The sequence below is a fragment of the Bryocella elongata genome (assembly GCF_900108185.1).
Taxonomy (GTDB): Bacteria; Acidobacteriota; Terriglobia; order Terriglobales; family Acidobacteriaceae; genus Granulicella; species Granulicella elongata.
Genome location: NZ_FNVA01000003.1, coordinates 360,098 through 382,725, shown reverse-complemented (window position 1 = coordinate 382,725; position 22,628 = coordinate 360,098). Strand labels below are relative to the sequence as shown.

At 64.8% G+C, this 22,628-nt stretch carries 22 protein-coding genes; 7 read left to right on the top strand and 15 right to left on the bottom strand.

Annotated features, from left to right (window positions below; genetic code table 11):
• Positions 1–61: 61 nt before the first annotated feature.
• On the top strand, positions 62–601 hold the full coding sequence (locus C4S68_RS10765; RefSeq protein ID WP_235011518.1) for a hypothetical protein: 540 nt from the start codon (positions 62–64) through the stop codon (positions 599–601).
• A 24-nt stretch (positions 602–625) separates the two neighbouring features.
• On the opposite strand, the gene C4S68_RS10760 is transcribed toward C4S68_RS10765, so the two are convergent.
• Complete coding sequence (locus tag C4S68_RS10760) at positions 626–1,156, bottom strand: YybH family protein (RefSeq protein WP_160115100.1); 531 nt, start codon at positions 1,154–1,156, stop codon at positions 626–628.
• 113 nt (positions 1,157–1,269) lie between these two features.
• A complete protein-coding gene (locus C4S68_RS10755; RefSeq protein ID WP_235011517.1) occupies positions 1,270–3,762 on the bottom strand; it encodes an endonuclease MutS2 in 2,493 nt (830 codons plus the stop codon).
• A gap of 167 nt (positions 3,763–3,929) precedes the next feature.
• Here C4S68_RS10755 and C4S68_RS10750 point away from each other — a divergent pair, with 167 nt between their 5' ends.
• Together C4S68_RS10750 and hemB are read left to right on the top strand one after the other, a co-directional pair.
• On the top strand, positions 3,930–4,601 hold the full coding sequence (locus C4S68_RS10750; protein ID WP_146072105.1) for a zinc ribbon domain-containing protein: 672 nt from the start codon (positions 3,930–3,932) through the stop codon (positions 4,599–4,601).
• A gap of 118 nt (positions 4,602–4,719) precedes the next feature.
• On the top strand, positions 4,720–5,706 hold the full coding sequence (hemB, locus tag C4S68_RS10745) for a porphobilinogen synthase (protein ID WP_103933051.1): 987 nt from the start codon (positions 4,720–4,722) through the stop codon (positions 5,704–5,706).
• Between the two features lie 421 nt (positions 5,707–6,127).
• Here hemB and C4S68_RS10735 read toward each other — a convergent pair whose 3' ends face one another.
• The 3 genes from C4S68_RS10735 to C4S68_RS10725 all read right to left on the bottom strand — a co-directional run bounded on the left by C4S68_RS10735 (position 6,128) and on the right by C4S68_RS10725 (position 8,198).
• Positions 6,128–6,649, bottom strand: coding sequence for a Uma2 family endonuclease (locus tag C4S68_RS10735; RefSeq protein ID WP_103933049.1), 522 nt, complete (start codon positions 6,647–6,649; stop codon positions 6,128–6,130).
• Between the two features lie 59 nt (positions 6,650–6,708).
• Positions 6,709–7,674, bottom strand: coding sequence for a nucleoside hydrolase (locus C4S68_RS10730; RefSeq protein WP_200821527.1), 966 nt, complete (start codon positions 7,672–7,674; stop codon positions 6,709–6,711).
• A 68-nt stretch (positions 7,675–7,742) separates the two neighbouring features.
• Positions 7,743–8,198: a lysozyme gene (locus tag C4S68_RS10725; protein ID WP_103933048.1), complete on the bottom strand. Its 456-nt coding sequence runs from the start codon at positions 8,196–8,198 to the stop codon at positions 7,743–7,745.
• Positions 8,199–8,396: 198 nt separating this feature from the next.
• Here C4S68_RS10725 and lpdA point away from each other — a divergent pair, with 198 nt between their 5' ends.
• From lpdA to sucB, 4 genes are all read left to right on the top strand, one after another.
• Positions 8,397–9,818, top strand: coding sequence for a dihydrolipoyl dehydrogenase (gene lpdA, locus C4S68_RS10720; protein ID WP_103933047.1), 1,422 nt, complete (start codon positions 8,397–8,399; stop codon positions 9,816–9,818).
• A gap of 113 nt (positions 9,819–9,931) precedes the next feature.
• Positions 9,932–10,405 carry a nuclear transport factor 2 family protein gene (locus tag C4S68_RS10715; RefSeq protein ID WP_103933046.1) on the top strand — a complete coding sequence of 158 codons (474 nt, stop codon included), beginning with the start codon at positions 9,932–9,934 and terminating at the stop codon, positions 10,403–10,405.
• A 12-nt stretch (positions 10,406–10,417) separates the two neighbouring features.
• The gene (gene lipB, locus C4S68_RS10710) at positions 10,418–11,152 is read left to right on the top strand and encodes a lipoyl(octanoyl) transferase LipB (RefSeq protein WP_103933045.1); all 735 of its coding nucleotides are present in this window, start codon (positions 10,418–10,420) and stop codon (positions 11,150–11,152) included.
• Positions 11,153–11,269: 117 nt separating this feature from the next.
• Positions 11,270–12,919 (top strand): 2-oxoglutarate dehydrogenase, E2 component, dihydrolipoamide succinyltransferase, encoded by a 1,650-nt coding sequence (gene sucB, locus C4S68_RS10705; RefSeq protein WP_103933044.1) that lies wholly within the window; start codon positions 11,270–11,272, stop codon positions 12,917–12,919.
• A gap of 65 nt (positions 12,920–12,984) precedes the next feature.
• Here sucB and C4S68_RS10700 read toward each other — a convergent pair whose 3' ends face one another.
• The 10 genes from C4S68_RS10700 to C4S68_RS10655 all read right to left on the bottom strand — a co-directional run bounded on the left by C4S68_RS10700 (position 12,985) and on the right by C4S68_RS10655 (position 22,533).
• Positions 12,985–13,206 (bottom strand): hypothetical protein, encoded by a 222-nt coding sequence (locus C4S68_RS10700; protein ID WP_103933043.1) that lies wholly within the window; start codon positions 13,204–13,206, stop codon positions 12,985–12,987.
• Positions 13,207–13,342: 136 nt separating this feature from the next.
• Complete coding sequence (locus C4S68_RS10695; RefSeq protein WP_103933042.1) at positions 13,343–15,715, bottom strand: hypothetical protein; 2,373 nt, start codon at positions 15,713–15,715, stop codon at positions 13,343–13,345.
• Positions 15,716–15,898: 183 nt separating this feature from the next.
• On the bottom strand, positions 15,899–16,846 hold the full coding sequence (locus C4S68_RS10690) for a hypothetical protein (protein ID WP_235011516.1): 948 nt from the start codon (positions 16,844–16,846) through the stop codon (positions 15,899–15,901).
• Positions 16,843–17,349: a hypothetical protein gene (locus tag C4S68_RS10685; protein WP_103933041.1), complete on the bottom strand. Its 507-nt coding sequence runs from the start codon at positions 17,347–17,349 to the stop codon at positions 16,843–16,845. Before C4S68_RS10685 ends, C4S68_RS10690 begins: the two co-directional genes overlap by 4 nt.
• Before the next feature lie 117 nt (positions 17,350–17,466).
• On the bottom strand, positions 17,467–17,862 hold the full coding sequence (locus tag C4S68_RS10680) for a hypothetical protein (protein ID WP_103933040.1): 396 nt from the start codon (positions 17,860–17,862) through the stop codon (positions 17,467–17,469).
• Positions 17,863–17,864: 2 nt separating this feature from the next.
• Positions 17,865–18,461, bottom strand: coding sequence for a hypothetical protein (locus C4S68_RS10675; protein ID WP_103933039.1), 597 nt, complete (start codon positions 18,459–18,461; stop codon positions 17,865–17,867).
• 337 nt (positions 18,462–18,798) lie between these two features.
• Positions 18,799–19,770 (bottom strand): hypothetical protein, encoded by a 972-nt coding sequence (locus tag C4S68_RS10670; protein ID WP_103933038.1) that lies wholly within the window; start codon positions 19,768–19,770, stop codon positions 18,799–18,801.
• 188 nt (positions 19,771–19,958) lie between these two features.
• Complete coding sequence (locus tag C4S68_RS10665; protein WP_103933304.1) at positions 19,959–20,330, bottom strand: hypothetical protein; 372 nt, start codon at positions 20,328–20,330, stop codon at positions 19,959–19,961.
• Between the two features lie 247 nt (positions 20,331–20,577).
• Positions 20,578–21,165, bottom strand: a complete 588-nt coding sequence (locus C4S68_RS10660; protein WP_235011542.1) for a hypothetical protein — start codon at positions 21,163–21,165, stop codon at positions 20,578–20,580.
• A 129-nt stretch (positions 21,166–21,294) separates the two neighbouring features.
• Positions 21,295–22,533: a phage portal protein gene (locus tag C4S68_RS10655; protein ID WP_103933037.1), complete on the bottom strand. Its 1,239-nt coding sequence runs from the start codon at positions 22,531–22,533 to the stop codon at positions 21,295–21,297.
• Between the last annotated feature and the right edge of the window lie 95 nt (positions 22,534–22,628).

The window sequence follows — 22,628 nt, the reverse complement described above, 5'->3', positions numbered from 1 at the left end:
AAATTCCAACAACCAGCATCGTATGATGCGTTGGATACGATCAAAATCTTTGGACTTTGCAATGAAGAAGAGAAAAGTGCCTGAATTACGGCTCTTGGGTACCCGTGCCTCCCGCGTGGCGGCCCTGATGGTGGTCTTTGCCTCGCTGTCGCAGACAATTGCGGCCGAACCGCTGCCCGCGGGCCTCCGCGGAAGCTGGCGCATCACTCGCGTGCTGCCCACGCACAACGTCACGTGCTGGAGCCGCGAGCAGGCAGACCAGCTGGTCGGCTCGACGCTGACCTATGCGACGCGCGCGATGAGCTGGAAGGGTGGCACCGTCGCGCTGAGTGAAATCAATGTTCGCAGCGTGAGCGCGGAGCAGTTTGCGAAGGAGAACGGCAGCGAGCAGGGTCGCGCCAGCTTCGAGCAGGTGGGCATCCGCAGCCGCAACGTGACCGAGGTTGACCTTCAGCACGAGGACATGGACATCACCGGGGCCACGACGGAAGTTCCGGGAGATGCCGTGCTGCTCGCCGGGCCGAACCGCATCGTCGTGAGCGCCTGTGGCGTGTACTTCGAGGCGACCCGGAGTGGCATGGCCCAGGTAGCTTCGCGGTGACGCAGAGGGCGGGGCGGCGGGTGGCTATTTCTTGTCGGGGACCAGCACCGGAAGGTCGGAGCTCCAGGTATCGAGCACACACTTCCAGGCGCCGTCGCCCTGCTTCTGCCACACCTCTGCCATCTTGCCGTTGTCGCTGATGGGAACGCCGGCGGCGTCTTTGCCTTCCAGCGTATAGGTGCCGTAGATCCAGGCCATGTCGCCGGCGTCCGATACGACGGTCTTCGTCGCCTTCCAGTCGATCGCAAGATCTTTGGTCGCCATCAGCTCGCCGATGGCGGCGCGAATCTCTGCAGGCGTATCGGCGGTCTTCTCGTTGGGCGGCAGCACGACGGCGTTCGGCGCGTAAAACGCCATCCATGCGTCCACGCTGTGGGTCTGCGCGGCCTTCACCCAGTCTGCGTCCATCTGCGTGAGGCGCACCAGGTCCGCGCTGTGATCCGGCGACGCGACGCTGGCCGGCTTGTTGCAGCCGGAAGACAACAACGCCAGCGCGTAGACCGCGAGGCCAGGCAACATCACTGATGCAAATCGCTGGGGAAGTCTACCGTTCATACGAAGCTCCACGGGGCGTTGATTCTGCGGTGGAATCGAATATACACGGGCAGATTCACGTTGCTCCATGGGCCAGGTGGACCGCTCCACGACTGATTTGCCGCACAGCGTGGCTACTGGCGCAGCTCGACGATCGTCGCTCCCTGGCCGCCTTCGTTGTACGGCGGCTCTGTCACGGAGGTGACGTGCGGATGATTGCGCAGGAAGTCGCGCAGCGTGCGGCGGAGGATACCCATGCCCACGCCGTGCACGATGCGTACACTGCGATGCCCCGCGAGGTACGCTTGCTCGATGTAGCGCTCGACCTCGCTCTCGGCCTCGTCCGCCTTGCGGCCGATCACGTTGATCTCCGACGACACATCGCTGGGACTTTCATGCGCTGCGCTTGAGACGGTCACGCCGCCGCGACGCTTCGTCGAAGGAGTCTCGATCTCGTGACGCTGCAATCGGCGGACGTCGGTGCGAGGCACACGCATCTTCATGGAGCCCATGACGACCTCCACCATCTTGTCGTCGATGAAGCGATCGATGCGGGCCTCGCGCTGCATGGTCTGCAGCATCACAGCATCGCCGACGGCGAGCTCGCGCTCCGCCTCAGTGGGCCTGGCCGCAGCGGGCTTTGCCGCCTCCTGCGCATCGGCGACGGCAGTCTTGAACTCACCCGTGGTCTCACGGCGCAGCCCCGCGAGACGCACGGCGGCATCGCGCGTGATGCGCTTGGCGAGGGCCTTGTCGGAGGTCTTGTCGGCGATGACCTTCACCATGTCGGTGAGACGCGACTCGAAGTCCTTAAGCATGGCTTCGAGCTTGCGCTCGAGGTCGCGGGTGCGCTGCTGCTGCTCGATGCGGCCTTCCTTCGCCAGCCGCTCGCGCTCACGTTCCAGCTCGCGCTGCTGCTCGGCCAGGGTGGCACGCTCGGAGTTCGCGGCCGTCAGCTGCGCGTGCAGATCATCGAGGAAGCGCGCGATGTCCGCTGTCTGCGTGGTGAGCTGCGAGCGAGCGTTGTCCACGATGGAAGGATCGAGCCCAAGCCGCGCTGCGATGTTGAGGCCGGACGAAGCTCCGGGCACACCGAGCCGCAGCTCATAGGTGGGCGAAAGCGTCGTCTCATCGAAACCCACCGCGGCATTCAGCACGCCATCGTACTTTGCCGCGTAGACCTTGAGCGAGGTGAGGTGTGTCGTGATGAGCGACCAGCAGCCGAGCTCGAGGAAGCGTTCGGCCACCGCAACGGCCAGCGCCGCGCCCTCTTCGGGATCGGTCGCGGAACCAAGCTCGTCGAGCAGCACCAGCGAGGCCGGGCCGGCGTGGCGCGCGATGCGGTCGACGTTGGTCACGTGCGAGCTGAAGGTGGAGAGGTTGTTCTCGATCGACTGCGCGTCGCCAATGTCGGCGAAGACGGCGTCGAAGATGGGCAGACGAGCGGACCTGGCCGGAACCGGCAGGCCGGACTGCGCCATGATGGCGAGCAGGCCTGTCGTCTTGAGCGTGACCGTCTTGCCGCCGGTGTTGGGGCCCGAGACGATGACCTGGTGCTTGGCCTCTGCGCCTCCCGGAAGGATCAGCGTGAGCGGCGTGATGGAGTGGCCTTGATCGCGCAGGCGCAGCTCGAGAAGAGGATGCCGCGCTTCGAGCACCTCGAATACCGAGAGTGTGTCTTCGTCCGCCCCCTGGCCGACGATGGGCTTGACGCAGTTGAGGTCCTCCGCGAACCGCGCCACGCCCTGATGCGCATCGGCCTCTCCGAGGATGAGCGCCCCCAGCGCCAGCGTGGGCGAATGCGCGGCCACTGCTCGGGTCATCGCAACAAGGATGCGATGGATCTCTTCCTGCTCTTCGTCGAGCAGGCGCGAGAGCTCGTTGTTGAGCTCGATGGTCTCCATGGGCTCGACGAAGACGGTCTGGCCGCTGGAGCTGGAGCCATGGACCACGCCGCCGACCTTGCGCTTGTACTCACTCTTGACCGGGATGACGAAGCGGTCGCCGCGCACGGTGATGAGCGAATCCTGCGTGGAGCCGTCGCTGGCGAGCCTCGCCAGAGCTGCGTGCAGGCTATGTTCGATGGCCCGATGCTGGCGTTCGAGCGCGCGCCGGATGCGGGCGAGCTCGGGCGAAGCATCGTCGGCGAGTGAGCCATCGGGCTCGATCTTGCCCTGAATGGCGCGGAGGAGCGGCTGCAGGTCAGCCTCGAGCAACGCAAAGGCTGCGGCGCGGGTCGCGGTCAGTGCCTCTTCGAGGCCAGCCGGAGGTTCAGCCACCAGCGCGCGCCACGCCTCGACCCGCTCGGCGTGGACGAGGAGCTTGCGCAGCTCCAGCGCCTCCAACGCAGTGCCTTCGATGCGCGCCTGGTCGAGCAGGTCCGTGGGATCGAAGATGCCACGGAAGTTGAACGGCATGCCGGCGCTGATCAGCCGGCGCAGCTCCGCGTTGCGGGCCTGCTGGCTGTAGATCCACTCCGAATCGGAGGAGGGGGCGAGCGCGAGCAGCCACTGGTGGCCGAGCGGAGACATGGTTCGCGCAGCGAGTCGCTCGCGGAGCTGCTCCCATTGAAGGGCGGAGATGGCGAACTCGGAAAGGGCGGACGGGATGGAGGGTTGCAACGGCACTCGGATAAGGATACGTTTTGGGCGTCAAAGATGCAGAACTGCTCGGGGACGCCTGCCGGGCCCTGCCCGGAAGCCGAGTCGGGGAACCGCGCCGGTACGATTCGCGTAGAGAAACAATGTGGGCGAGCGCTGCGTGACGGAATCGCAGATTCGCCGGAGGAAGTGCGATGCAATGCACTCGTTGTGGTTTGGAACAACCCCAGGATGCGCGGTTCTGCTCGCGCTGCGGCACGGCGATCCTGGCGTATCAGCAGCAGCCTGCACAGGCAAGCAACCCCGCTCCAGGTAGTGGACCGGGCACGGGATATGGCCCTGGCTATACGCCGGTCTATGGGCCTGCCGTGGGTGGAACGGGATACGGCGCAGGCTATGTCCCGGGGTACGGGGCCGGTTACGGAGCAGGCTACGGTGGGGCGATGGCTGGCGGAAGCTACTCCTACAACCGCGTGGCGCGCCACGTGCAGACGGTCGGCATGCTGTGGGCGGTGTATGCCATCTACCGCTTCGTCACCAAGGTCCTGGGGATGACGCTCTTTCACTCCTGGATTCGGCACTCGCACGGGTTTGGCTCGTGGGGTGGCGACTGGATGGGTGGCTTTCTGCCGTTTGCGCTCACGTCGCTGCTGCTTTCGACGACCCTCGCAGCGCTGGCGGCGTACGGCCTGTTGACGCGCCAGACCTGGGGCAGGGTCATCGCCATCGCGTGTGCGGTGTGGTCGCTGATCCATCCGGTGATGGGAACCGTGCTCGGCGTGTACACGCTGTGGGCGCTGGCTTCGGCCACGAGTGGCATGGAGTACGACGCGATGGCGCGTCCTCCGGCTCCCAAAGAGAGCTAGGCGAGCAGGCAGAGAGGCGACAAAGGGCGGAGCTTCGGCTCCGCCCTTGCTGCGCTGCGGACCTCCTTCGTGCCACCCGTCACAGGCTGCCACTCGACACGCGACCTACAATAGTTCCATGGAATTTCCGGTAACTCGACTGCGCCGTCTGCGTTCGAGCGCGGCAATGCGCTCCCTGGTCCGCGAGACCCACCTGCACCCCGGTGCTCTGATCTACCCGCTGTTCGTCTGCGAAGGCGAAGGCGTGCGCAAGCCCGTCAGCTCCATGCCCGGCGTCTTCAATGTCTCGGTCGACGAGGCCGTGAAGGAGATGGAGGAGTGCGCGAGCCTGGGCATCGGCGGCGTGCTGCTGTTTGGCCTTCCCGAGAGCAAGGACGAGGTCGGCACCGGCGCCTATGCGGACGACGGCATCGTGCAGAGGGCCCTGCGCGCGATGAAGGCCTCGCCCGCATCGAAGAAGCTCGTGCTCATCGGCGACGTCTGCCTGTGCGAGTACACCTCGCACGGCCACTGCGGCATTGTGACCAGGCAGGGCGATGACTTCGGCGTGGAGAACGACCCAACGCTGGAGCTGCTCGCGAAGACGGCTGTCTCGCAGGCGCTGGCCGGGGCGGACATCGTGGCACCCAGCGACATGATGGACGGCCGTGTGGCCGCGATCCGCGCCGCACTGGACAAGCACGGCTTCTCGGGCACTCCGGTGATGAGCTACGCCGCGAAGTTCGCGAGCGCCTTCTACGGCCCCTTCCGCGAGGCCGCGGATTCTGCACCGCAGTTCGGCGACCGCCGCACCTACCAGATGGATGGAGCGAACCTCCGCGAGGCCATGCGCGAGATCGAGCAGGACATCTCGGAAGGCGCCGACATGCTGCTGATGAAGCCGGCGATGCCCTACCTCGACGTGATCCGCGAGGCCCGCAACCGCTTCGACCTGCCCATGGGCGCGTACCAGGTGTCGGGCGAGTACTCCATGATGCACGCGGCCTTCGAACGCGGCTGGCTGGAGCCGGAGCGCACCATGCTCGAGAGCCTGCTATGCCTGCGGCGCGGCGGAGCGGACTTTATCGTGACGTACTTCGCGAAGGACGCGGCGAAGCTGTTGTAGCGCCGCGTCGCAGCGATTCCAACTAGGATGTGTTCATGACCACGCGCCATGAACGGGAAGCGCAGCACGATAGGCTTTGCGCCTTCGCGTGGAGAGGTCATCGCTTCTGGTGGTGGGCAAAGATGACCTCGCCGCTCTGGTTCATTGCTCTGGTCTGGCTAATACTTACGAGAATGCCGCGCTATGGACCTGCCCGAACCACCGGGGAACTTGTGATCCTCGCGATGGTCGGTGTGTGCGTTGCGGTTGACTGGAAGGTCTCAGAGTTCCGCTGCCCACGGTGTCACCTGCCTTATTACAGACAGGGCATCCTGGCGTGGATGAGATTTCTCCTGCGGAGTGGGCTGTTGAACTACAACCCCTTCCAGCGTAGCTGCCAGCACTGTGGGCTGAAGAAGTGGGCCTGCGGTAGCCAGCAGAGCTAGAACTCGTCCAGCTCCGCGAAGACCTCCGCGAGCGAGATTGTGATGGGCGAATGCTCGATCCGCAACATGCCATCGTCAGTCCGCGCAAAGCCCTGCCGCGAAGCGTAGTACGCTGCGCGCTTCCACGGATCGATTGCCCAGATGTTCTCGACACCCATCGTGGCGTAATCGTCGACTCGCTCCTGCAGCTCGCCCAGCGTGTCATCCTTCGAAAGGATTTCAACGCAAAGCAAGGGTGCGAAGCTGATGATCGCGTCCTTGGGGTCGGTGTTCCGCAGCACCGTCACATCAGGGATGCGAAAACGCGTTGGCGTGATCTGAAAGCGCTGTTCTGGGAGCGCACGAACGCCCCAATCGCTCCGGTGCTCCCGGAAGATGCCGGTAATGATTGCCTGGATGTGCGCGTGCGGCTGCTCTCCCACGTTCCGCTCCTTCAGTTCGCCGTCTACGTAGTCACGGTCGGGCCGATAGGTAGTCCGCAGATACTCACTCACTGGAATGTGAACAGCAGCCGCCATGGGGAACCCTCGTGGCAGTAGGGTACGCCGAGCCGCGCACCGTGAAAAGCTGCAAGTCGCTAGCGCAGCGACTCCATCAGCAGCCGCTTCCATCCCGGCACATCCAGCTTCCATACGATCTTCGCTGGCCGCCCATGGTCATGTACCTCGCCCCAGCGAGATGCGTTGCGCTCATCGCGCGTGACGTTCAGCCGATCCACGACAGTCATCCCGCGCGTGAGCACGCTCTCGCACTCGATCTCAACGTCGTGCTCGCTCACCTCGAGCGCCAGAGACGGATCGAGCAGCACCGCCATAGCTATTGGGTCCGGCAGAGAGATGCCGTGTTCGCCGGTCTGCTCCAGATAAGCCTCGCGAGCCCGGCTGTTGCATTCGATCGCAAAGCGCGCCAGCGGTGTATCCAGCGCCAGCACCTTCTCGATATCGTCCACGTTGAGGGCAGCGTCATAACGCGAGAGCTGCCAGCCCACCAGCTCGATAGGAATCCCTGACAGCATCACGATGCGGGCGGCCTCGGGGTCCACCCAGATGTTGAACTCGGCCGCGGGCGTCACGTTGCCCTCGCAGCAGGGCGCGCCCCCCATCACCACGCAGCGGCTGATGTTCTTGGCGATGCTCGGGTCGCGAAGCAGCGCCGTCGCCAGGTTCGTCAACGGGCCCAGCGTGATGACCTCCAGCCCCGGATTGGCCAGTGCGCAGGACGAGAGCGCATGCACGGCGTGCCCATGCTCTGCCGTGCGCCGCGTGGGACGGAATCCGTGATCGCCCAGGCCATCCTGGCCGTGGAACCACGTCGCAGACTCGAGCTCGCGCTTCAGTGGCTCATCGCAGCCAGCGAACACGGGCACATCCGACCCACACAGCTCGGCGGTATAGAGCGCGTTGCTCACCGCCTGCTCCACCGGCACGTTCCCGGCGACCACGGTGATCGCTGCCACCTCAACCTGCGGCGAACGCAACGCCATCATCAGGGCTACCGCGTCGTCCGAAGCCGTATCCGTATCGATCAGAAGCGTCCGCGCCATCGCTCACATCCTCTACGTACAAGCTACGCGACCACCGGTCTCTGCCGTACCGGTCCAGGAATAAGGATTCACGCGCCCGTAACGATCTTGCCGCGAAACATCGCAGCTTCAGCCTTGCGTCGCCGCACGAGCCCTGGCTGTGGCTCGCCATCCGCGTGAATCCATAGCCCGAACTGGACCGCCGCGCCCACAAAGTCCTCCAGGTTCACCTTCTGCAGCAGGGTCGACTTCAGCAGGTTCCCGACGCCAGCGTTGAAGGCGAAGTCCACCAGAGCATCGAACTGGTGCTGCACGATCGGCACCTTGACGCCGCGATTGACCGCTGCGACACAAGGCATGACGTCCGCCCGCAACAGCGCTTCGGCGACAAACTCCGAGATCGCCTGGCCTTCGTGGACGTCTGCCCCTGTGTGACCGTAGCCAATCGTCCAGATACCCGCGACATCGCGATAGGCGGTCAAACGCAGCCCCTCAAAGCTCTTTGTCAGCTCCAGCCCTGCTGCGCTATAGGTAAACTTGCTCACTCTCCTGCTCCTCTCGGGATTGGCCGTGCAGGCCGGTTTGGGCCGTGGGGCTACCTTTGTGCGAGCTGCTGCACCCAAAGGCGGTACTCGCACATCGAATAGCGTTGGCACCCCTGGCGTCGTAAACTTGGGCTGTCATCAGCGAACTCCGCGCGACCGCGCGGACAGCGCGATTACTCGCGGAAACGGAGCACTCTCTTGGCAGAAACTTTGTTTGACTTGGCGATCGTGGGCGGTGGCCCCGCCGGATACACCTGCGCGATCCGCGCCGGACAGCTCGGCCTCAAGGTCGCCCTGATCGAGAAGACCGACAAGCTCGGCGGCACGTGCCTGCACGTGGGCTGCATTCCCACCAAGGCCATGCTGTTTTCGGCCGAGGTCTGGGACCACATCGGCCACGCCGCCGGCTACGGTATCGACAACGTCGCGGCGCCGCAGCTGAACTGGGCCAACGTGCTCAAGCGCAAGAACGACATCATCGTGAAGCACACCAAGGGCCTCGACTTCCTCATGAAGAAGAACAAGGTCACCGTGGTGCGCGGCCACGGCCGCATCGCCGGCCCGGCCAAGGACGGCATCCTGACCGTCAACGTCACCGCCGCCGACGGCAAGGTCTCGCCCGTGCAGACCAAGAAGGTTGTGCTCGCGACCGGCTCCGATGCCCGCATGCTGCCCGGCTACCAGGCCGACGACACCATCCTCACCAACATTGAGATCCTCTCACTGCCCACCTTCCCCAAGTCCCTTGTCGTCATCGGCTCGGGCGCCGTCGGCGTGGAGTTTGCCTCGATCTTCCGCAGCTTCGGCGCGGAGGTCACCATCGTCGAAGCCCTGCCCCGCATCGTCCCCGTTGAGGATGAAGAGGTCTCCAAGGAGCTTCTGCGCTCCTTCAAGAAGCGCGGCATCGACGTCCACACCGGTGCCAGGGTCGAGAAGATCGAAAAGCACAAGGGCGGCGCGAAGGTCAGCTTCACCGACTCCACCGGCAAGGCCGTCGTGAAGGAGACCGAGAAGGTCCTCATCGCCGTGGGCCGTGGGCCGCGCACGCAGGACGCAGGTATCGACAAGACCAACATCCAGCTCGATCGCGGCTTCATCCCCGTGAACCAGTGGATGGAGACCACCGAGCCCGGCGTCTACGCCATCGGCGACATCGTCGCCGGCCTGCCGCAGCTGGCGCACGTTGGCGCAATGGCCGGTGTCGTCGTCGCGTCCAAGGCCGCCGGCAAGTACGCCCGCGCCGTCCGCAAGGACCGCGTCCCGGGCTGCACCTACTGCGATCCGCAGATCGGCTCTGTCGGCCTCACCGAGGCGCAGGCCAAGGAGAAGGGCTACCAGGTCAAGGTCGGCAAGTTCCCGTTCGTCGGCAATTCCAAGGCCACGATCCTCGACTCGCACGATGGCTTCGTGAAGGTCGTCTCCGACGCCAAGTACGGCGAGGTCCTCGGCGTACACATCATCGGCCCGCACGCCACCGAACTCATCGCCGAGTGCGTCGTCGCGCTCGAGCTCGAAGCCACCGTGGAAGAGCTGATGTTCACCATCCACGCCCACCCCACGCTCGCCGAAAGCCTGCTCGACGGCTTCTCCAGCGTTGAAGGAATGGCCATCAACGTCTAGCCCATGCGCCAGCAAAAGTGAGAGAAGGGCTGCGAATCTCCGCAGCCCTTTTCTTTTCCCCATCGTCACGCCGGGTCGTGCATCCGATCTCTGTACCGCCGGGAGAATCAGCCATGCCAACAGAATCCCGCCCTCCGTTCCCACCCTTTACCCACGAGACCGCCGTCGAGAAGGTCCGCAAGGCCGAGGACGGATGGAACACCCGCAACCCTGCGCAGGTAGCTCTGGCCTACACGCCTGACAGCCGTTGGCGTAATCGCTCCACCTTCCTGAATGGACGCGACGAGATCGTCGCCTTCCTCACAAGCAAATGGGAGAAGGAGCGCGGGTACCGCCTCATCAAGGAGCTTTGGGCGTTCACCGGCAACCGCATCGCCGTGCGCTTCGCCTACGAGTGGCAAAATGATCAGGGAGAGTGGTTTCGCTCCTACGGCAACGAGAACTGGGAGTTCGACCCCAACGGCCTGATGGCCGTCCGCCACGCCAGCATCAACGATGTGGCCATCACTGAAGCACAGCGGCTCTTCCACTGGCCCCAGGGTCGCCGGCCTGATGCCCACCCCAGCCTCTCCGACCTCGGCCTGTAGCCCCCCCGTCGCATGATCCTGCACCTGCTCCAACTCGGCCGCATCCCCTACGACGAGGGTCTCCGCATCATGCGTGAGGTCGTCGAGGCCCGCAAGGCCGGCGTCATCGCCGACACGCTCCTCCTCATGGAGCATCCGCCCGTGCTGACCCTTGGCCGCAACGCCACCCGCGCCAACATTCTCGCCAGCGACGAACTCCTCGCCCAGCGCGGCGTCACGCTGCACGACACCAACCGCGGCGGCGAGGTCACCTACCATGGCCCCGGCCAGCTCGTCGGCTATCCCATCGTCGATCTGCACGGCGACCTGCCCGGTAAGCGCGGACCCTTTCTTGGCCCCGTCGACTTCGTCCGCCTCATGGAAGAGGCCCTCATCCTCACCGCTAAGGACTTCGGCATCCCCGCGCAGCGCGTCGCCGGCCGCACCGGCGTCTGGACATACGCCGGCGGGTCTGTACTGGAGAAGAAGATCGCTGCCATCGGCATTCATGTCTCGCGAGGCGTCACCTCGCACGGCTTCGCGCTCAACGTCACCACCGACCTGCGCGACTTCCAGCTCATCATCCCCTGCGGCATCGCGGACCGCGCTGTGACCTCGCTGGAAGAAGAGACAACCCTGCCTGACCCACCGATGCTCCAGCAGGCCTCCAACAGCACTGCCGCGAACTTCGGTCGAGTCTTCCAGCGCCAGGTGATGGCTGCCAACTCCATCGACGATCTCCTGCCTGCCGCACAGCAAGTCCGCTAAACGAACCGGCCCAACGGGCCGTTACCCCACCGCCGTATAATCCAGAGTTGGCGACTCAGGCCACCGCTCGCACGCGTGGCCTTCCCCTCGACACTTTCACGCGGAGACCTTTTCCCGATGCCAATCGACGTAGTCATGCCCCAGATGGGCGAATCCATCACCGAAGGCACACTCACCCGCTGGCTCAAGAAGCCCGGCGACACCGTGGCCCGCGACGAGCCCCTCTTCGAGATCTCCACCGATAAGGTCGATGCCGAAATCCCCTCGCCCGTTGCGGGTGTGCTCGGTGAGATCAAGGTGCAGGAAGGTGCCACCGTCACGGTGAACACCGTCGTCGCCAGCATCAATGAGCCCGGCGGAGCTTCCGCTCCTGCTGCGGCTCCCGCGACCCCAGCCGACCTCGCGATCGACTCCGTCACTCCAGCCGCTGAAGCCGTCGCCGCCCGCGATCTCGCAGCAACGGCTGAAGCTCTCGCACCCGCTGCCGGCCCCGGCACCGACGTCCCGATGCCCCAGATGGGCGAGTCCATCACCGAGGGCACGCTGACCAAGTGGCTGAAGAAGATCGGCGACAAGGTCGAGCGCGACGAGCCCATCTTCGAGATCTCCACCGACAAGGTCGACGCCGAAATCCCCTCCCCCGCCGCCGGTATCCTCACCGAGATCAAGGTGCAGGAAGGCCAGACCGTCTCCGTCGGAAGCATCGTCGCAGTCATCGGCGGTTCGTCTGCTGGCGCTGGAACTCCCGCCGCAGCCCCTGCACCCGTTGCAGCCGCTCCGGCGGCCGCGCCCACGCCCGCTGCTGTTTCAGCTCCCGCAGCTTCTGCTGGCACGGCCCCACGCTCCTCGCCGCTCGTCCGCAAGATCGCCGAAGAGAACAAGGTGGATCTCTCGGCTGTCCCTGGAACCGGCGCATCCGGCCGCATCACCAAGGAAGACATCCTCGGCCATCTCTCCGGAGCTAAGCCCGCAATCGCAGCGCCCGCACCCGCCGCTGCCGCTCCGGCGCCCTCTGCTGCTCCCGCGGCAAAGCCCGCAGCCCCCGCAGCTCCGGCCCCCACGCCCGGCACCGTCGAGCCGTGGACGAAGATGCGCGGCATCATCGCCAAGCGCATGGTCGAGTCCAAGCACACCAACGCGCACGTCCACACCATCTTCAAGGTGGACATGACCCGCATCGTGAAGCTGCGCGAGAAGGAGAAGAACAAGTACGAGCAGCGCAACGGCGTGAAGCTCACGTACATGCCGTTCATCACACGCGCCGCCATCAACTCCCTGCGCAAGCACCCCATCGTCAACGCCGCCATCCAGGGTGAAGGCACGCTCTACAACAAGAACATCAACATCGGCATCGCCGTCGCGCTGGACTGGGGCCTCATCGTTCCCGTCATCAAGCAGACCGAAGAGAAGAACTTCCTCGGCATCGCGCGCGGCATCGTCGACATCGCCGAGCGCGCCCGCACCAAGAAGCTCGCACCCGATGACGTCGCCGGAGCCACCTTCACCATCACCAACGCCGGCATCTTCGGCGAGCAGTTCGGTACGCCCATCATCTCCATGCCACAGGCCGCCATCCTCGGCGTCGGCGGCCTCTTCAAGGAGCCCATGGTCCTCACCGACAAGGACGGCAACGACTCCATCGCCGTCCGCTCCGTCCAACGCTTCACCCTGGGCTTCGATCACCGCATCATCGATGGCTCCGACGCCGGCAAGTTCATGTCCGACTTCAAGGCCTACCTCGAGAACTGGAACGAAGACATCGGCTAAGCATCGATCCTCGCGACATAAGGGCCCCGGCAACGGGGCCCTTCTCTTTTGCCATGCCATTACACCTATCGCCGCTCCGCAAACCAGGTCACCACCACATGCGCGACCGTTAGCAACACCCCAAGCGCCCCCATCATGCCCTTCAACCTCTGCACGCTCCGCTCATGCGAGGCAACACGCTCCTCGATCTCATGCAGCCTTCCTGGCTGCCCAATCCCCAACAGTTGATCCATCTGCGCCTTCAACGCACTGAGATCCCGCAACACCTGCGCCTCAAACTCCGTCATCGCCCCTCACAGCTCACACCCTCGTTGCTCCTGGCTGAACAGAACCCCACCCTGTAATTCTGGAAGCCTCGCCCCTCTACAGCTCGACCAAGCCGGACCTAACGACAACGCCGCCAACGGGCAAAGCCCTCTGCTCTTACACCGGCCAGTTCACCACCAGTTCGCTCGAGAACCGCGAGTACAGCGGCGGCGTGCTGGCGTCATACATCCGCACGTAGAAACGCTCACCCTCGGTCGCCCGTGGAATCGTAAAGTTAACCACTGGACTCCGCAGCACCAGGTCCGCCGCGTCCACACTCACGCCAAACTGCCAGTCCGCCCGCCGCACCTCGAAGCCCCCACCCGCCGGCGGATTCGTACCCGTGCTCACGCCAATGGCGGTCGTCGACAAGCTGGTCACGGCCAGCTGCTGCAGGTTCGCAAGCACCTGGCCGGACCCCGTCGCCGCCGTCAGCGGCAGGTACGCATCGGGCGCAATCGCTTCGCTCAGCTTCAGCCCGAGCCCATCCGCGTACTCCGTCGCCCAGTCGTTGGCGAACTTCATCGCGTAGCGCAGCACCTCCGGCGCGCTCTGCCCATCCTTGATCTCTACGCTCCGCACCAGCAGCGCCGTCGTCACGCCATCGCTCGTAACGTTGAGCACATCGCCCGGCCACACATCGCTTGCCGGATTGACCGCCTTGTACTCGCCGCTCACCGCGCAGCTTCGCGTCGTCGCGAATGCCAGCACCGCGAGCGCTGCGCTCTCGCAATCGACGCTGGTTCGCGCAGGAGGATCAAGCACCTTGCCCAGCCAGCGGCTCGTTCCCGCCGCTCCGCCTACGGCCTCCGCCGCCACGCTCGCCGCATTCTCCAGACGCGCCACCGAACGCCCGCGCGCGCGGTACGACACCGTCACCCGCTCGCCCGCCACCGGCACACGCCCCGCGTAGAACGTCACCTTCGCCACCGTCCCGTTCGACGTCCCATGCGTCGCCGCGCAGTCGCATCGCTGCCCCGCAAGCCCAATCAGCCGCGTCTGCACCGTGCCGCTCGGCAGCGTACTCACCACCCACACGCTCCCCGGCCGCGTCACGCTCACCGCACCCACGGTGCCAAACAGGTTCGTCGAGTTCGCCACCACGAACGTGCATACCGCAGGAGTTGATGCCACCGGAGTACCCCCCGCAGCAGAGTCGTACAACACCGTCGCCGGCGTGTTCGACGCCACTCCTTCGTCGACCAGCTCGAACACCACATCCATCGGAGCCGTGATGCCGCTCGCACTGCCAAAGCTCTCCACCGCGCCGTTCGCCATCGCGTAGTACACCTGCGGCACCCGCTGCTGCTCCACGCAATGCAGCCTCAGCCGCAACGTGTACAAGTGCCCAGCCACTGGCGTGAACACTGTACCCAACTCCGCGCCATTCACCACCGGCACCACTACCGTCGCGCCGCTCGACTGCCGCACGCGGAATCCCGCAAAGCAGTTCGCCAGCTCCACCACGCCCTCGTACATCCCGCCCAGCATGCCGTCCGAGCTCGCCCCAAAGCTCACGCCCGCGAGCTGCACCACGACGCTACCGCCCATCTCCATCGCGTCCACGGCCGTGACCATCGTGGTGCCGTCCGTGCCCGTGCCTCCGTTCAACACCAGCCAGCCCGCACCCAGCGACACATGGCTCCCCGGGTCCAGCTTTGTCCAGACCGCAGCATTCAGCGCAGGTCCATTGAAGCTTTCCCGTACCAGTGTCCGCGCCGTCTCGCGAAACGCTTCTTCGCTCAGCTCGAACACCGTCGTCGTACCATCGCCTTCGAAGATCTCCTGGACATACGCGACAGGCTCCTCCGCGCCGGAGATGGTCACATCGTTCACCAGGTCGCGCACCACGTTCGTCGCCAGTTCGTTCGCGCTCAGCGATCCATCCGCATCGCTGAACGTATGCACCACCGTGCCCGCCGTCTGCACCGATACCGCGCCGCTCAGCACGCGATACGCCGCATAGCCAGCCCCTGCGCTCAGCGCCGCATTCTCACTCCACGGAGCCGAAGCCCGGCTCACCACCGCGCCCGTCTGCTGCAGCGCGCCTCCACTCGCCACGCTGAGCACCGAAGGCCCACCCGACTGCGCCCGCGCCGTCAGCAACTGCAGCAGCGAGCCACCCGACAGCCACAGCCCCGTCAGCGACCCCGCAACTGTCCCCGAGCCCAGCCGATCCAGCAGCCACTCATCGCTGACCGCCGTCACCCTCGCGCGATACACCGCGCCCATCGACGCGGCCCCCGCATACACATTCACCGGCTCCGTCGCGCAGTAGCCCGTGAACAACACCGCGCCGGCCTCGCTCGTCACCACCACGCGTGCATGCCGCACCGGGGTCGCGAGCCCACCCAGCCCCAGCACCATCTCCCACGTGCACCGCGACGGCACATTCAGCCCGCGCTGCAACGTGATCGGCCCCTCCGCCGCCACGCTGCCCGTGTATTCCATCGCTCCCAGCCCATCGAGATTGTCGATCGTAATCCGCAACTCGTCCTCCTCCAGCCGCCGTCACCCGCACCTCGAAACCCAGCACCCACAACTCGACACTCGATCGCAAATTGTTCTCCGCTGTCAGCGACAGCCCGTGTCGAGTCTCCACGCAGTAGCGAACGGCGCAGCCGCTGACGCAAAGCGCTCCCCTCGCGCGAGCGAGGCTGACGCGAAGCGCTGCTACCCGCCCACATAACTCCGGAAGCACACCACCGTCTCCCCATCGACGGGGTCCTTCACCGGCAGCGCACGAAACGAAGCCGCAAGCCTCACCGCCTCAAACCCACCCGCCGCCTTGTCGAAGCTCTCCGCAATCCCGCTCATGGCCTGCAGCCGCGGATAGTGCCACACCACACGCGCGCCCTGCTGTCCCTCGGCCACAAACACCGCCGACCACTCCTGGAAGAAGCTCGAGCCTTCGCGATCGCAGAAGCCCACGACGCCGCTCACCTTCATCCCACTCGCTGGAGCTCCCGCCACCAAAGCGCTCTCCAGCGTCAATGCGCCGGTAGTCGTGTTGATCGCACTGATCCGCCCCACGTTCAATGTGACGCGCCGGACGTAGTCCACATCCGTAAGCGCCGTGCGCACATACGCTCCACTCACACCGCTCCCCACAAACCCCATTGCGCCCGCATAGTCGACATCCACGGCCACCAGCTCACCGACGCTGAACGCACTCGCCGCCGCGCCCAGCTGCAGCACCGTCGCCGTCGATCCGGTACCCACCGGTACCGCGCTGACTCCCGCGCCACCTGAGCCCTCCATCGCTGCGCCGCTCGCGGTCTTCAGCACGTTCATCTGCTGCGTTCCGCACGACAGCGCGAGCTGCAGCTTGCCCCAGCTCTCGAACGCAAACCCCACCGTCGCGCCGATCTCGGTCCGCACCTGCATTTGCGCCGTCAGCGGAGCCCCGGCCAGGACCGGCTCAACCTTCGTTCCACTCTTCCGTGCAAATCCCCGAATCCATCCCAGGTCGACCCACGGTGCCGGCGGCGCGCTCAACGCAAACCCACCCTCCTGCGCCGGATCGAAGATCGTCGGCTGCATCGCAGCCCTGTTCACCGGAGCAAAGTAGGCCCGCACGCGCTCCACCACCGGAGCCATCACCTCGGTCACCACACTCACAGCTCACCCGCTTCCTGATAACTCATCACCATCACACTCGCGACGCGCCCCACGCGATCCTTCTTCAACACCTGCTTGCCGAAGCTCACCGGCCCCCACCACACGCTCGTTCCCATCGCACTCGCAGCCTTGCCCTGCTCCAGCCCTGAGTAATTCATCTTCACCGTGTTATGCGGACAGGTATTCACCGCGGCCAGCAACTCACCATCCATCGCTGCCAACGCGCGCCCTCGATCCATCCCTGCATTCAGCGCCGTGCCCGCCGTCTCGTACCCCACCACACACTCCATCGCGACCACAGGCATCGCGCCTTCGCTCTCGATAGACACGGCGCCCCACTCCACACGAAAGCAATCCGGTAACGAGAACGCATTCACCATCTCGTTCTCCACCACCTCGACGCCCGGCCGCGTTACGCCTCGCAACACCACCGTCCGCTCCGGATTGATCGCCGCCAGCCGCCCCTGCAGCACCTCATAGAACGTGTCCTTCGCGTTCTGCATCCCATCACTCCTCTGCACCCCTCGTCGCTCAACCGCTCACCGCTCGTAGCTCAACAGAGTTCCTTGCACCTGCCATCCTGGCGGCCTCGCTCCTCTACAGCACGATCGACACAGCTGCTACGCCACGGGCTTCACCATCCGCACGCCATAGCAGTAGGGCTTCCCCTCTGCCTGCATGGTCCGCACCGCAGTAATCATCCACACCACGCCGTCCACAACCACGCCCACCGCCGACTGCAGCAACGCATCCACCGAGTCATACGCGAGCGTCCCGGCCACCCGCAGCATCGCCTCCGCGCTCACCAGCATCTCGCTCGTCGCTGCATCAGCCTTGCGAAACGCCACCGGCCCCAGCACGGCATCCTGGAACAGCGGCGTCGCCAATCCCAGCTGCTCGCCAGCGTCCCCACTCACCGCCGGAGCCGGCATACGCAGCAACACACTGCGCCCGCCCGACGTCCGCAGCAACACCTCAGCCACCCGCGCGGCCCCCGTCCCAATCGACTCCGCCATCGCTAGCCCAGCCTCTCCGCCACATAAGGCCGCAGCATCGACTGCACCTGCGCATCCAGCAACGAATCGCTGAAGTACTCCGTCTGCAGCGTGTCCATCCTGGCGGACTTCACATTCAGCCCCGGCGTCGCCTGTGCATTGCGCACGATCTGCGCGCATGCCGCCTTCACCGTGTCCGGAACCACCGTCAATCCCGCCGTGTACGTCACCTCGGCCTCGCCATAGCGCAGCCCCAGTAGGTTCCACGTGAACTGAAACTCCCCGGTAGGAAGGCTCACATCCAGCGTCGTCGGATCGACCGTCACCCACGCCCCCGGCAGCCCAAACGCCCCCGCAAACGCGCTGATGAGCGGATCATGACGCTCCGTCTCTACCGCATACTTCGCTTGCACCGCGTCCACGCTGATCAGTGGCCCATAGCTTAGCCGCACCCTCTGCGCTCGCACCGGCACACGCATCCGCTCCGTATAGCTAGCACTCAGCAACGAAGGCCGTCGGCAAAATCCTTCCATCATCGCCGACGCCATCGTCACCCACGCATCGGCCGTATCCTCCGGCAATCCATACAACGGATAGTCCGCAGGCGTTAGATACCCCATCGGCTCCCTCTCTTTCCCTTCCGCTACGCCACTCCAACCCACAACTCGAGGTCCGAAACCCTCAACCCGAAACTCGATCAATCGCTCTATGGCGGGTGCCCCGGGTCCGGATCTTCAGACCCGGGTTCTCCCCCCGCACAGCAGCGCGCGACACGCAACAGAACCTCAATCGCCTTGGTCGTTCGGTTTGCTCTTTCTGTCTTCGCTTTTCTTGTTTGTCATCCATCCTCGAAGAGGATCTGCTTCTCGACGCTAACGGCGAAGCCGCTAACGCGAAGCGCTACCCCGCGAAGCGGGCTACCAGCGTCCTGCCCGCAAGGTCAGGACGCCGCCGCTCCTATCGATCCACCAGCACCTGGTAGTGCGCGTAGCTGGCGCCCTTCACCACCGGCGCACCGAACTTCACAGCCACATACTGGCTCGCCAGGGTACCCGGCATCCCCAGCTGGAAGATCCGCGGATTCACATCACCCAGCCAGTGGTACTCGATCAGGTCCTCCGTCACGATGTACGCTGGCAGCACCGCCGAGCCCGAACCCGGAGTGCCCGTGTACGCCAGCGTCCACTCCGGGATCAACGGAATATCGCCCGCCTGCGTCGACAGCATCTTCACCGTCAGGCCGCCCTCGATCGCCTTCGTATTCAGCACCACGTTGAACTCGGCCTTCATCTCGCGATCGATCAGATCCAGCAGCACCGGGTTCGCATAGATCGCCGTCGGCCTCACACCAAAGTTCGTGTTCGCCAGCATCAGCGCAATCGCAGACTTCAGGCCATCCACGATGCTCTGCGAGGTCGTGATTGTAGTGGTGTTGCCACCCGCCGCAATCTGCCCCGCCACACCGTAGTACTGCGTGGTCGTCGGCGAGCTCAGGCTCGTGTCCGTGCCGTTCCACAGCGCCAGGTCATGCGTGCGCAGCAGACCATCCACGGTATCCGCCAGGTCCTTCGCCTGCAGGTACGCGAACTGGCTCTGCTGCTTGCCCAGCTCGATATCGAACAGGTTGTAGTTGATCTGCGAGACCAGCGCCTTCAACGGAACGCTGTTCTCAATCCGCGTCGGCTGCACCGTCGGAGCCACAATCGATCGCGGATTCACAAACGCCGACGACGCTGCCGCCACCGGGATCGCCGTCTCCTCGAAGTACCGCGACGGATGGCCCGTCGCCGGAACCTGCTTGATACGCTGCCCAAACACGCCACGCCGGCGCACCAGGTCCACAATCTCCGACTGGTACAACGGCACTTCCACGGCGCCCGGTCCAATGTAGTCCGCCGCCGCGCTGATCTCCGTAAACTTCACGTTCATTCCCATCTCCTGTGTCTCTTCCTCTCGCGCACAAGCGCGCAAAACAAAAGGCGCAGCCGAAGAGGCCACGCCTTTACCTTTCTTGTTGTCATCCCCAAACAGATTCTGCATTGACTCGCGAACGGGCGAAGCCCGCTGACGCAAGGCGCTACCCGCACACCACGCGGCCAACAGCGAAGCCGCTCCCTCTAAACCAACCCCGCCCGCATCAGCTCCGCCTTCACCGCAATCCGCTGCTCCACACTCAACCCCACCAGCGCTGCATCGAGCACCCCGGCCTCAACCCGCTCCAGCTCCACGCCACGCTTCGCCAGCATGTTCGCCGTACCCGCCGACACCGTCTTCCTTCCCGCCGACGCCGTCAGCTGCGCAATCTTCGCTTCGGCCTCCTCCAGCTTCCGAGCCAGCTCAGCCTCCCGCGCCGACTCCACCGTCGCCACAATGCGCTCCACTGTACCCTCAGCCGCGGCCTTCAGCTCCACCTGCTGCAGCACCATCTGCTCCGCTGCCTGCTCCAACGACTTCACCACCGCCACCAGCTGCTCCATCAACTCGTTCATCTCCACCACACATCCCTCCATCACAACCTCATCTCTCTGTCGTTCCCCATCGCTCGCAGCTCGATCCCTCAAAGCTCAACACCATTCCTCGCACCTCAAGACCTGGAGACCTCGCACCTCTACAGCCCCGTTCTCAACGACAGGTCATCTTGCAAGGATTCCCTCCTCGCTGATGCCCGATGACCTCTCTGGCTGTACAGAAGCTTTTCTGCTCTCTCCATGCCCCCACATCTCGAAGGAATCTGACCTAGCGGTATGCCCCGCAGGTTGCCGGCGTCAGCACGCCGCTACCGCTCTTTCCCACCCGAAACGAAGTTCCCCGGTACGCAGCCTTCTCCCGCAGCAGGATCGCCGCACCCGTAAACGTCGCCCGCGTCAGGCGCCACACCGGCGCTCGCATGTCCTCGACATGCGCATCTGCCAGCTCATAGCTCATTCCCATCGCCGCGTCCTTTGGCAGGCCAGCTCCTGCCTCCACCCGGGCCCTTTCCCGGCAACGTACTCCGCCACCGAACTCAGGAAAGTCCCTCGCAAACAGATACCCACTCACCAGTAGCCGCCTGCCTTCCCCCTCCGGCTCCAGGTGAGCCGACGTTATGATCCCGCACTTCTGCCGCGCATTGTGCCCATCCCATCCCGCCTTGTAGTCCACCGCCATCCCCAGCAGACTTGGCAATGCCTCCCGCGCCGCCTCTCGCGACAGGATCACCCGGTGCCCTCGCGACCCATTCGGTGCCCTGTCGCTCGCCTCATCCACCACCGTCAGACAACCCTCAAACGGCAACCGGTTGGGATGACCCACGACCTCCGGGAAGTCCACCGCCATCGCCTGCATCGAAACCACTCGCGCCTCCCGCAAACACCGCCGGAACCGGCTCACATCCTCCACATCCACCCCCTCCATCCCAACTGGCATCTGGAAACTGGCCAACTCGAAGCTTAAAACCCGCAACCCTGAACGCGATCAAACATTCGTCGTAGCAGAACCCGGCTCGACCAACGGCATCATCCCCAGCCCACGCATCTCCCGAACCTCTCCCACACTCAACACACCGTTCTTCAGCAGCTCCATCTGCACCTGCAACTCCGTCAGTGGATCCCTTCCGTCCAGGTCACTCCAGCAGAAACGGAGATCCTCCCAACCCAGCCGCTTCGCAATCACATCCCGCGTAATGTGCTCCGCGATCAACCGTGCCACCGGCACCACGGCGTTCTGAAACGCCTCGTTCGCCAGCTCCTGCGCCGTCGCTCGATTGACGCCTTGCTCCGCGCCCAGCATCATCGCCGGCAGGTCGAACGCATTCGCAATCATCCCCACCAGGAACTGTTGCCAGCCAAGATGCAGCTCCGCCTCGCTACCACCGTTGAATCGCAACACCTCCGGCTTCTGCTCCGAGCTCAGAAACGGCACCTTGCCGGTGCCTTCGATCTCGTCTTCCCACCAGCGGATCAGTCGTTCCTGCTGCTCCGGCGTCCTCTCGTTCACCCAGATCGCAAACTGCATCACCGAGTGCGAAGCCACCCGGCTCGCATAGCGGTTCGCGCTGAGAAACTGCGAGATCGTCTCGAACGCCACCTCCAGCTTCCCCAGCCCAAACAGCGAGTGCGACCGCGGGTTGAGCCGTACGTACATCAACTCGCTGTCCAGCAGCGTCAGGCTCGCGTCCTTGCCAGCCTTGCCCGTCACCTGCGCATACCGCGGGTCCTCCGGGTCGCCGCTCCACTTCGGGTTCACCTGGATCGACGCCCCATCCACTGGGTACAACCGCACCGGCCTCCGCGCATCGCCCGTCAGCTCAATCTCCGCCGCACCCCAGCCACCCACCAGCGTGTCCTCAATCACCTGCTCGATCAGTGTGCGAAAGCTGTCCCCCTCGTTCGGCGCCTCCAGCGACCTCCACAGCGCCGCGATCCTCTCCGCCCGGTCCCCCGCCTCATCCGCTCCAGCTCCCGGCTTCGCTTCGATCCGCCAGTCCATGCAGGCAATGCGGTCCTTCACCGCATTGATCGCCCGCCTCGCCACCGGCGTCTCCGCAAACCGACGCAGGTTCGCCGCCGTCGGCCTCGGCGGCATGTTCTGAATTCCGTTCCCTCGGAAGGGCGCAAAGATCGAGTTCAGCCCCAGCGGCGTCGACGTCGTCTTCCGCTCTCCCTGCGCTGCATCGATACCGGCTGCCCACTCCCACACCTGCTTCAATCCCATCGCTTCCTCCAAACAAAAGGGACGCGATCGCTCGCGCCCCCATCTCATCCCTCAAACCTCAATGGCTCATTGCTTGTTGCCCGTTGCCCGTTGCC

Bases quoted from the DNA above. Each gene is read 5' to 3' on its own strand.
- C4S68_RS10765 (WP_235011518.1), top strand. From the start codon at position 62: ATGAAGAAGAGAAAAGTGCCTGAATTACGGCTCTTGGGTACCCGTGCC.
- C4S68_RS10760 (WP_160115100.1), bottom strand. From the start codon at position 1,156: ATGAACGGTAGACTTCCCCAGCGATTTGCATCAGTGATGTTGCCTGGC.
- C4S68_RS10750 (WP_146072105.1), top strand. From the start codon at position 3,930: ATGCAATGCACTCGTTGTGGTTTGGAACAACCCCAGGATGCGCGGTTC.
- hemB (WP_103933051.1), top strand. From the start codon at position 4,720: ATGGAATTTCCGGTAACTCGACTGCGCCGTCTGCGTTCGAGCGCGGCA.
- C4S68_RS10735 (WP_103933049.1), bottom strand. From the start codon at position 6,649: ATGGCGGCTGCTGTTCACATTCCAGTGAGTGAGTATCTGCGGACTACC.
- C4S68_RS10730 (WP_200821527.1), bottom strand. From the start codon at position 7,674: ATGGCGCGGACGCTTCTGATCGATACGGATACGGCTTCGGACGACGCG.
- C4S68_RS10715 (WP_103933046.1), top strand. From the start codon at position 9,932: ATGCCAACAGAATCCCGCCCTCCGTTCCCACCCTTTACCCACGAGACC.
- lipB (WP_103933045.1), top strand. From the start codon at position 10,418: ATGATCCTGCACCTGCTCCAACTCGGCCGCATCCCCTACGACGAGGGT.
- sucB (WP_103933044.1), top strand. From the start codon at position 11,270: ATGCCAATCGACGTAGTCATGCCCCAGATGGGCGAATCCATCACCGAA.
- C4S68_RS10700 (WP_103933043.1), bottom strand. From the start codon at position 13,206: ATGACGGAGTTTGAGGCGCAGGTGTTGCGGGATCTCAGTGCGTTGAAG.
- C4S68_RS10685 (WP_103933041.1), bottom strand. From the start codon at position 17,349: ATGCAGAACGCGAAGGACACGTTCTATGAGGTGCTGCAGGGGCGGCTG.
- C4S68_RS10680 (WP_103933040.1), bottom strand. From the start codon at position 17,862: ATGGCGGAGTCGATTGGGACGGGGGCCGCGCGGGTGGCTGAGGTGTTG.
- C4S68_RS10675 (WP_103933039.1), bottom strand. From the start codon at position 18,461: ATGGGGTATCTAACGCCTGCGGACTATCCGTTGTATGGATTGCCGGAG.
- C4S68_RS10670 (WP_103933038.1), bottom strand. From the start codon at position 19,770: ATGAACGTGAAGTTTACGGAGATCAGCGCGGCGGCGGACTACATTGGA.
- C4S68_RS10665 (WP_103933304.1), bottom strand. From the start codon at position 20,330: ATGAACGAGTTGATGGAGCAGCTGGTGGCGGTGGTGAAGTCGTTGGAG.
- C4S68_RS10660 (WP_235011542.1), bottom strand. From the start codon at position 21,165: ATGCAGGCGATGGCGGTGGACTTCCCGGAGGTCGTGGGTCATCCCAAC.
- C4S68_RS10655 (WP_103933037.1), bottom strand. From the start codon at position 22,533: ATGGGATTGAAGCAGGTGTGGGAGTGGGCAGCCGGTATCGATGCAGCG.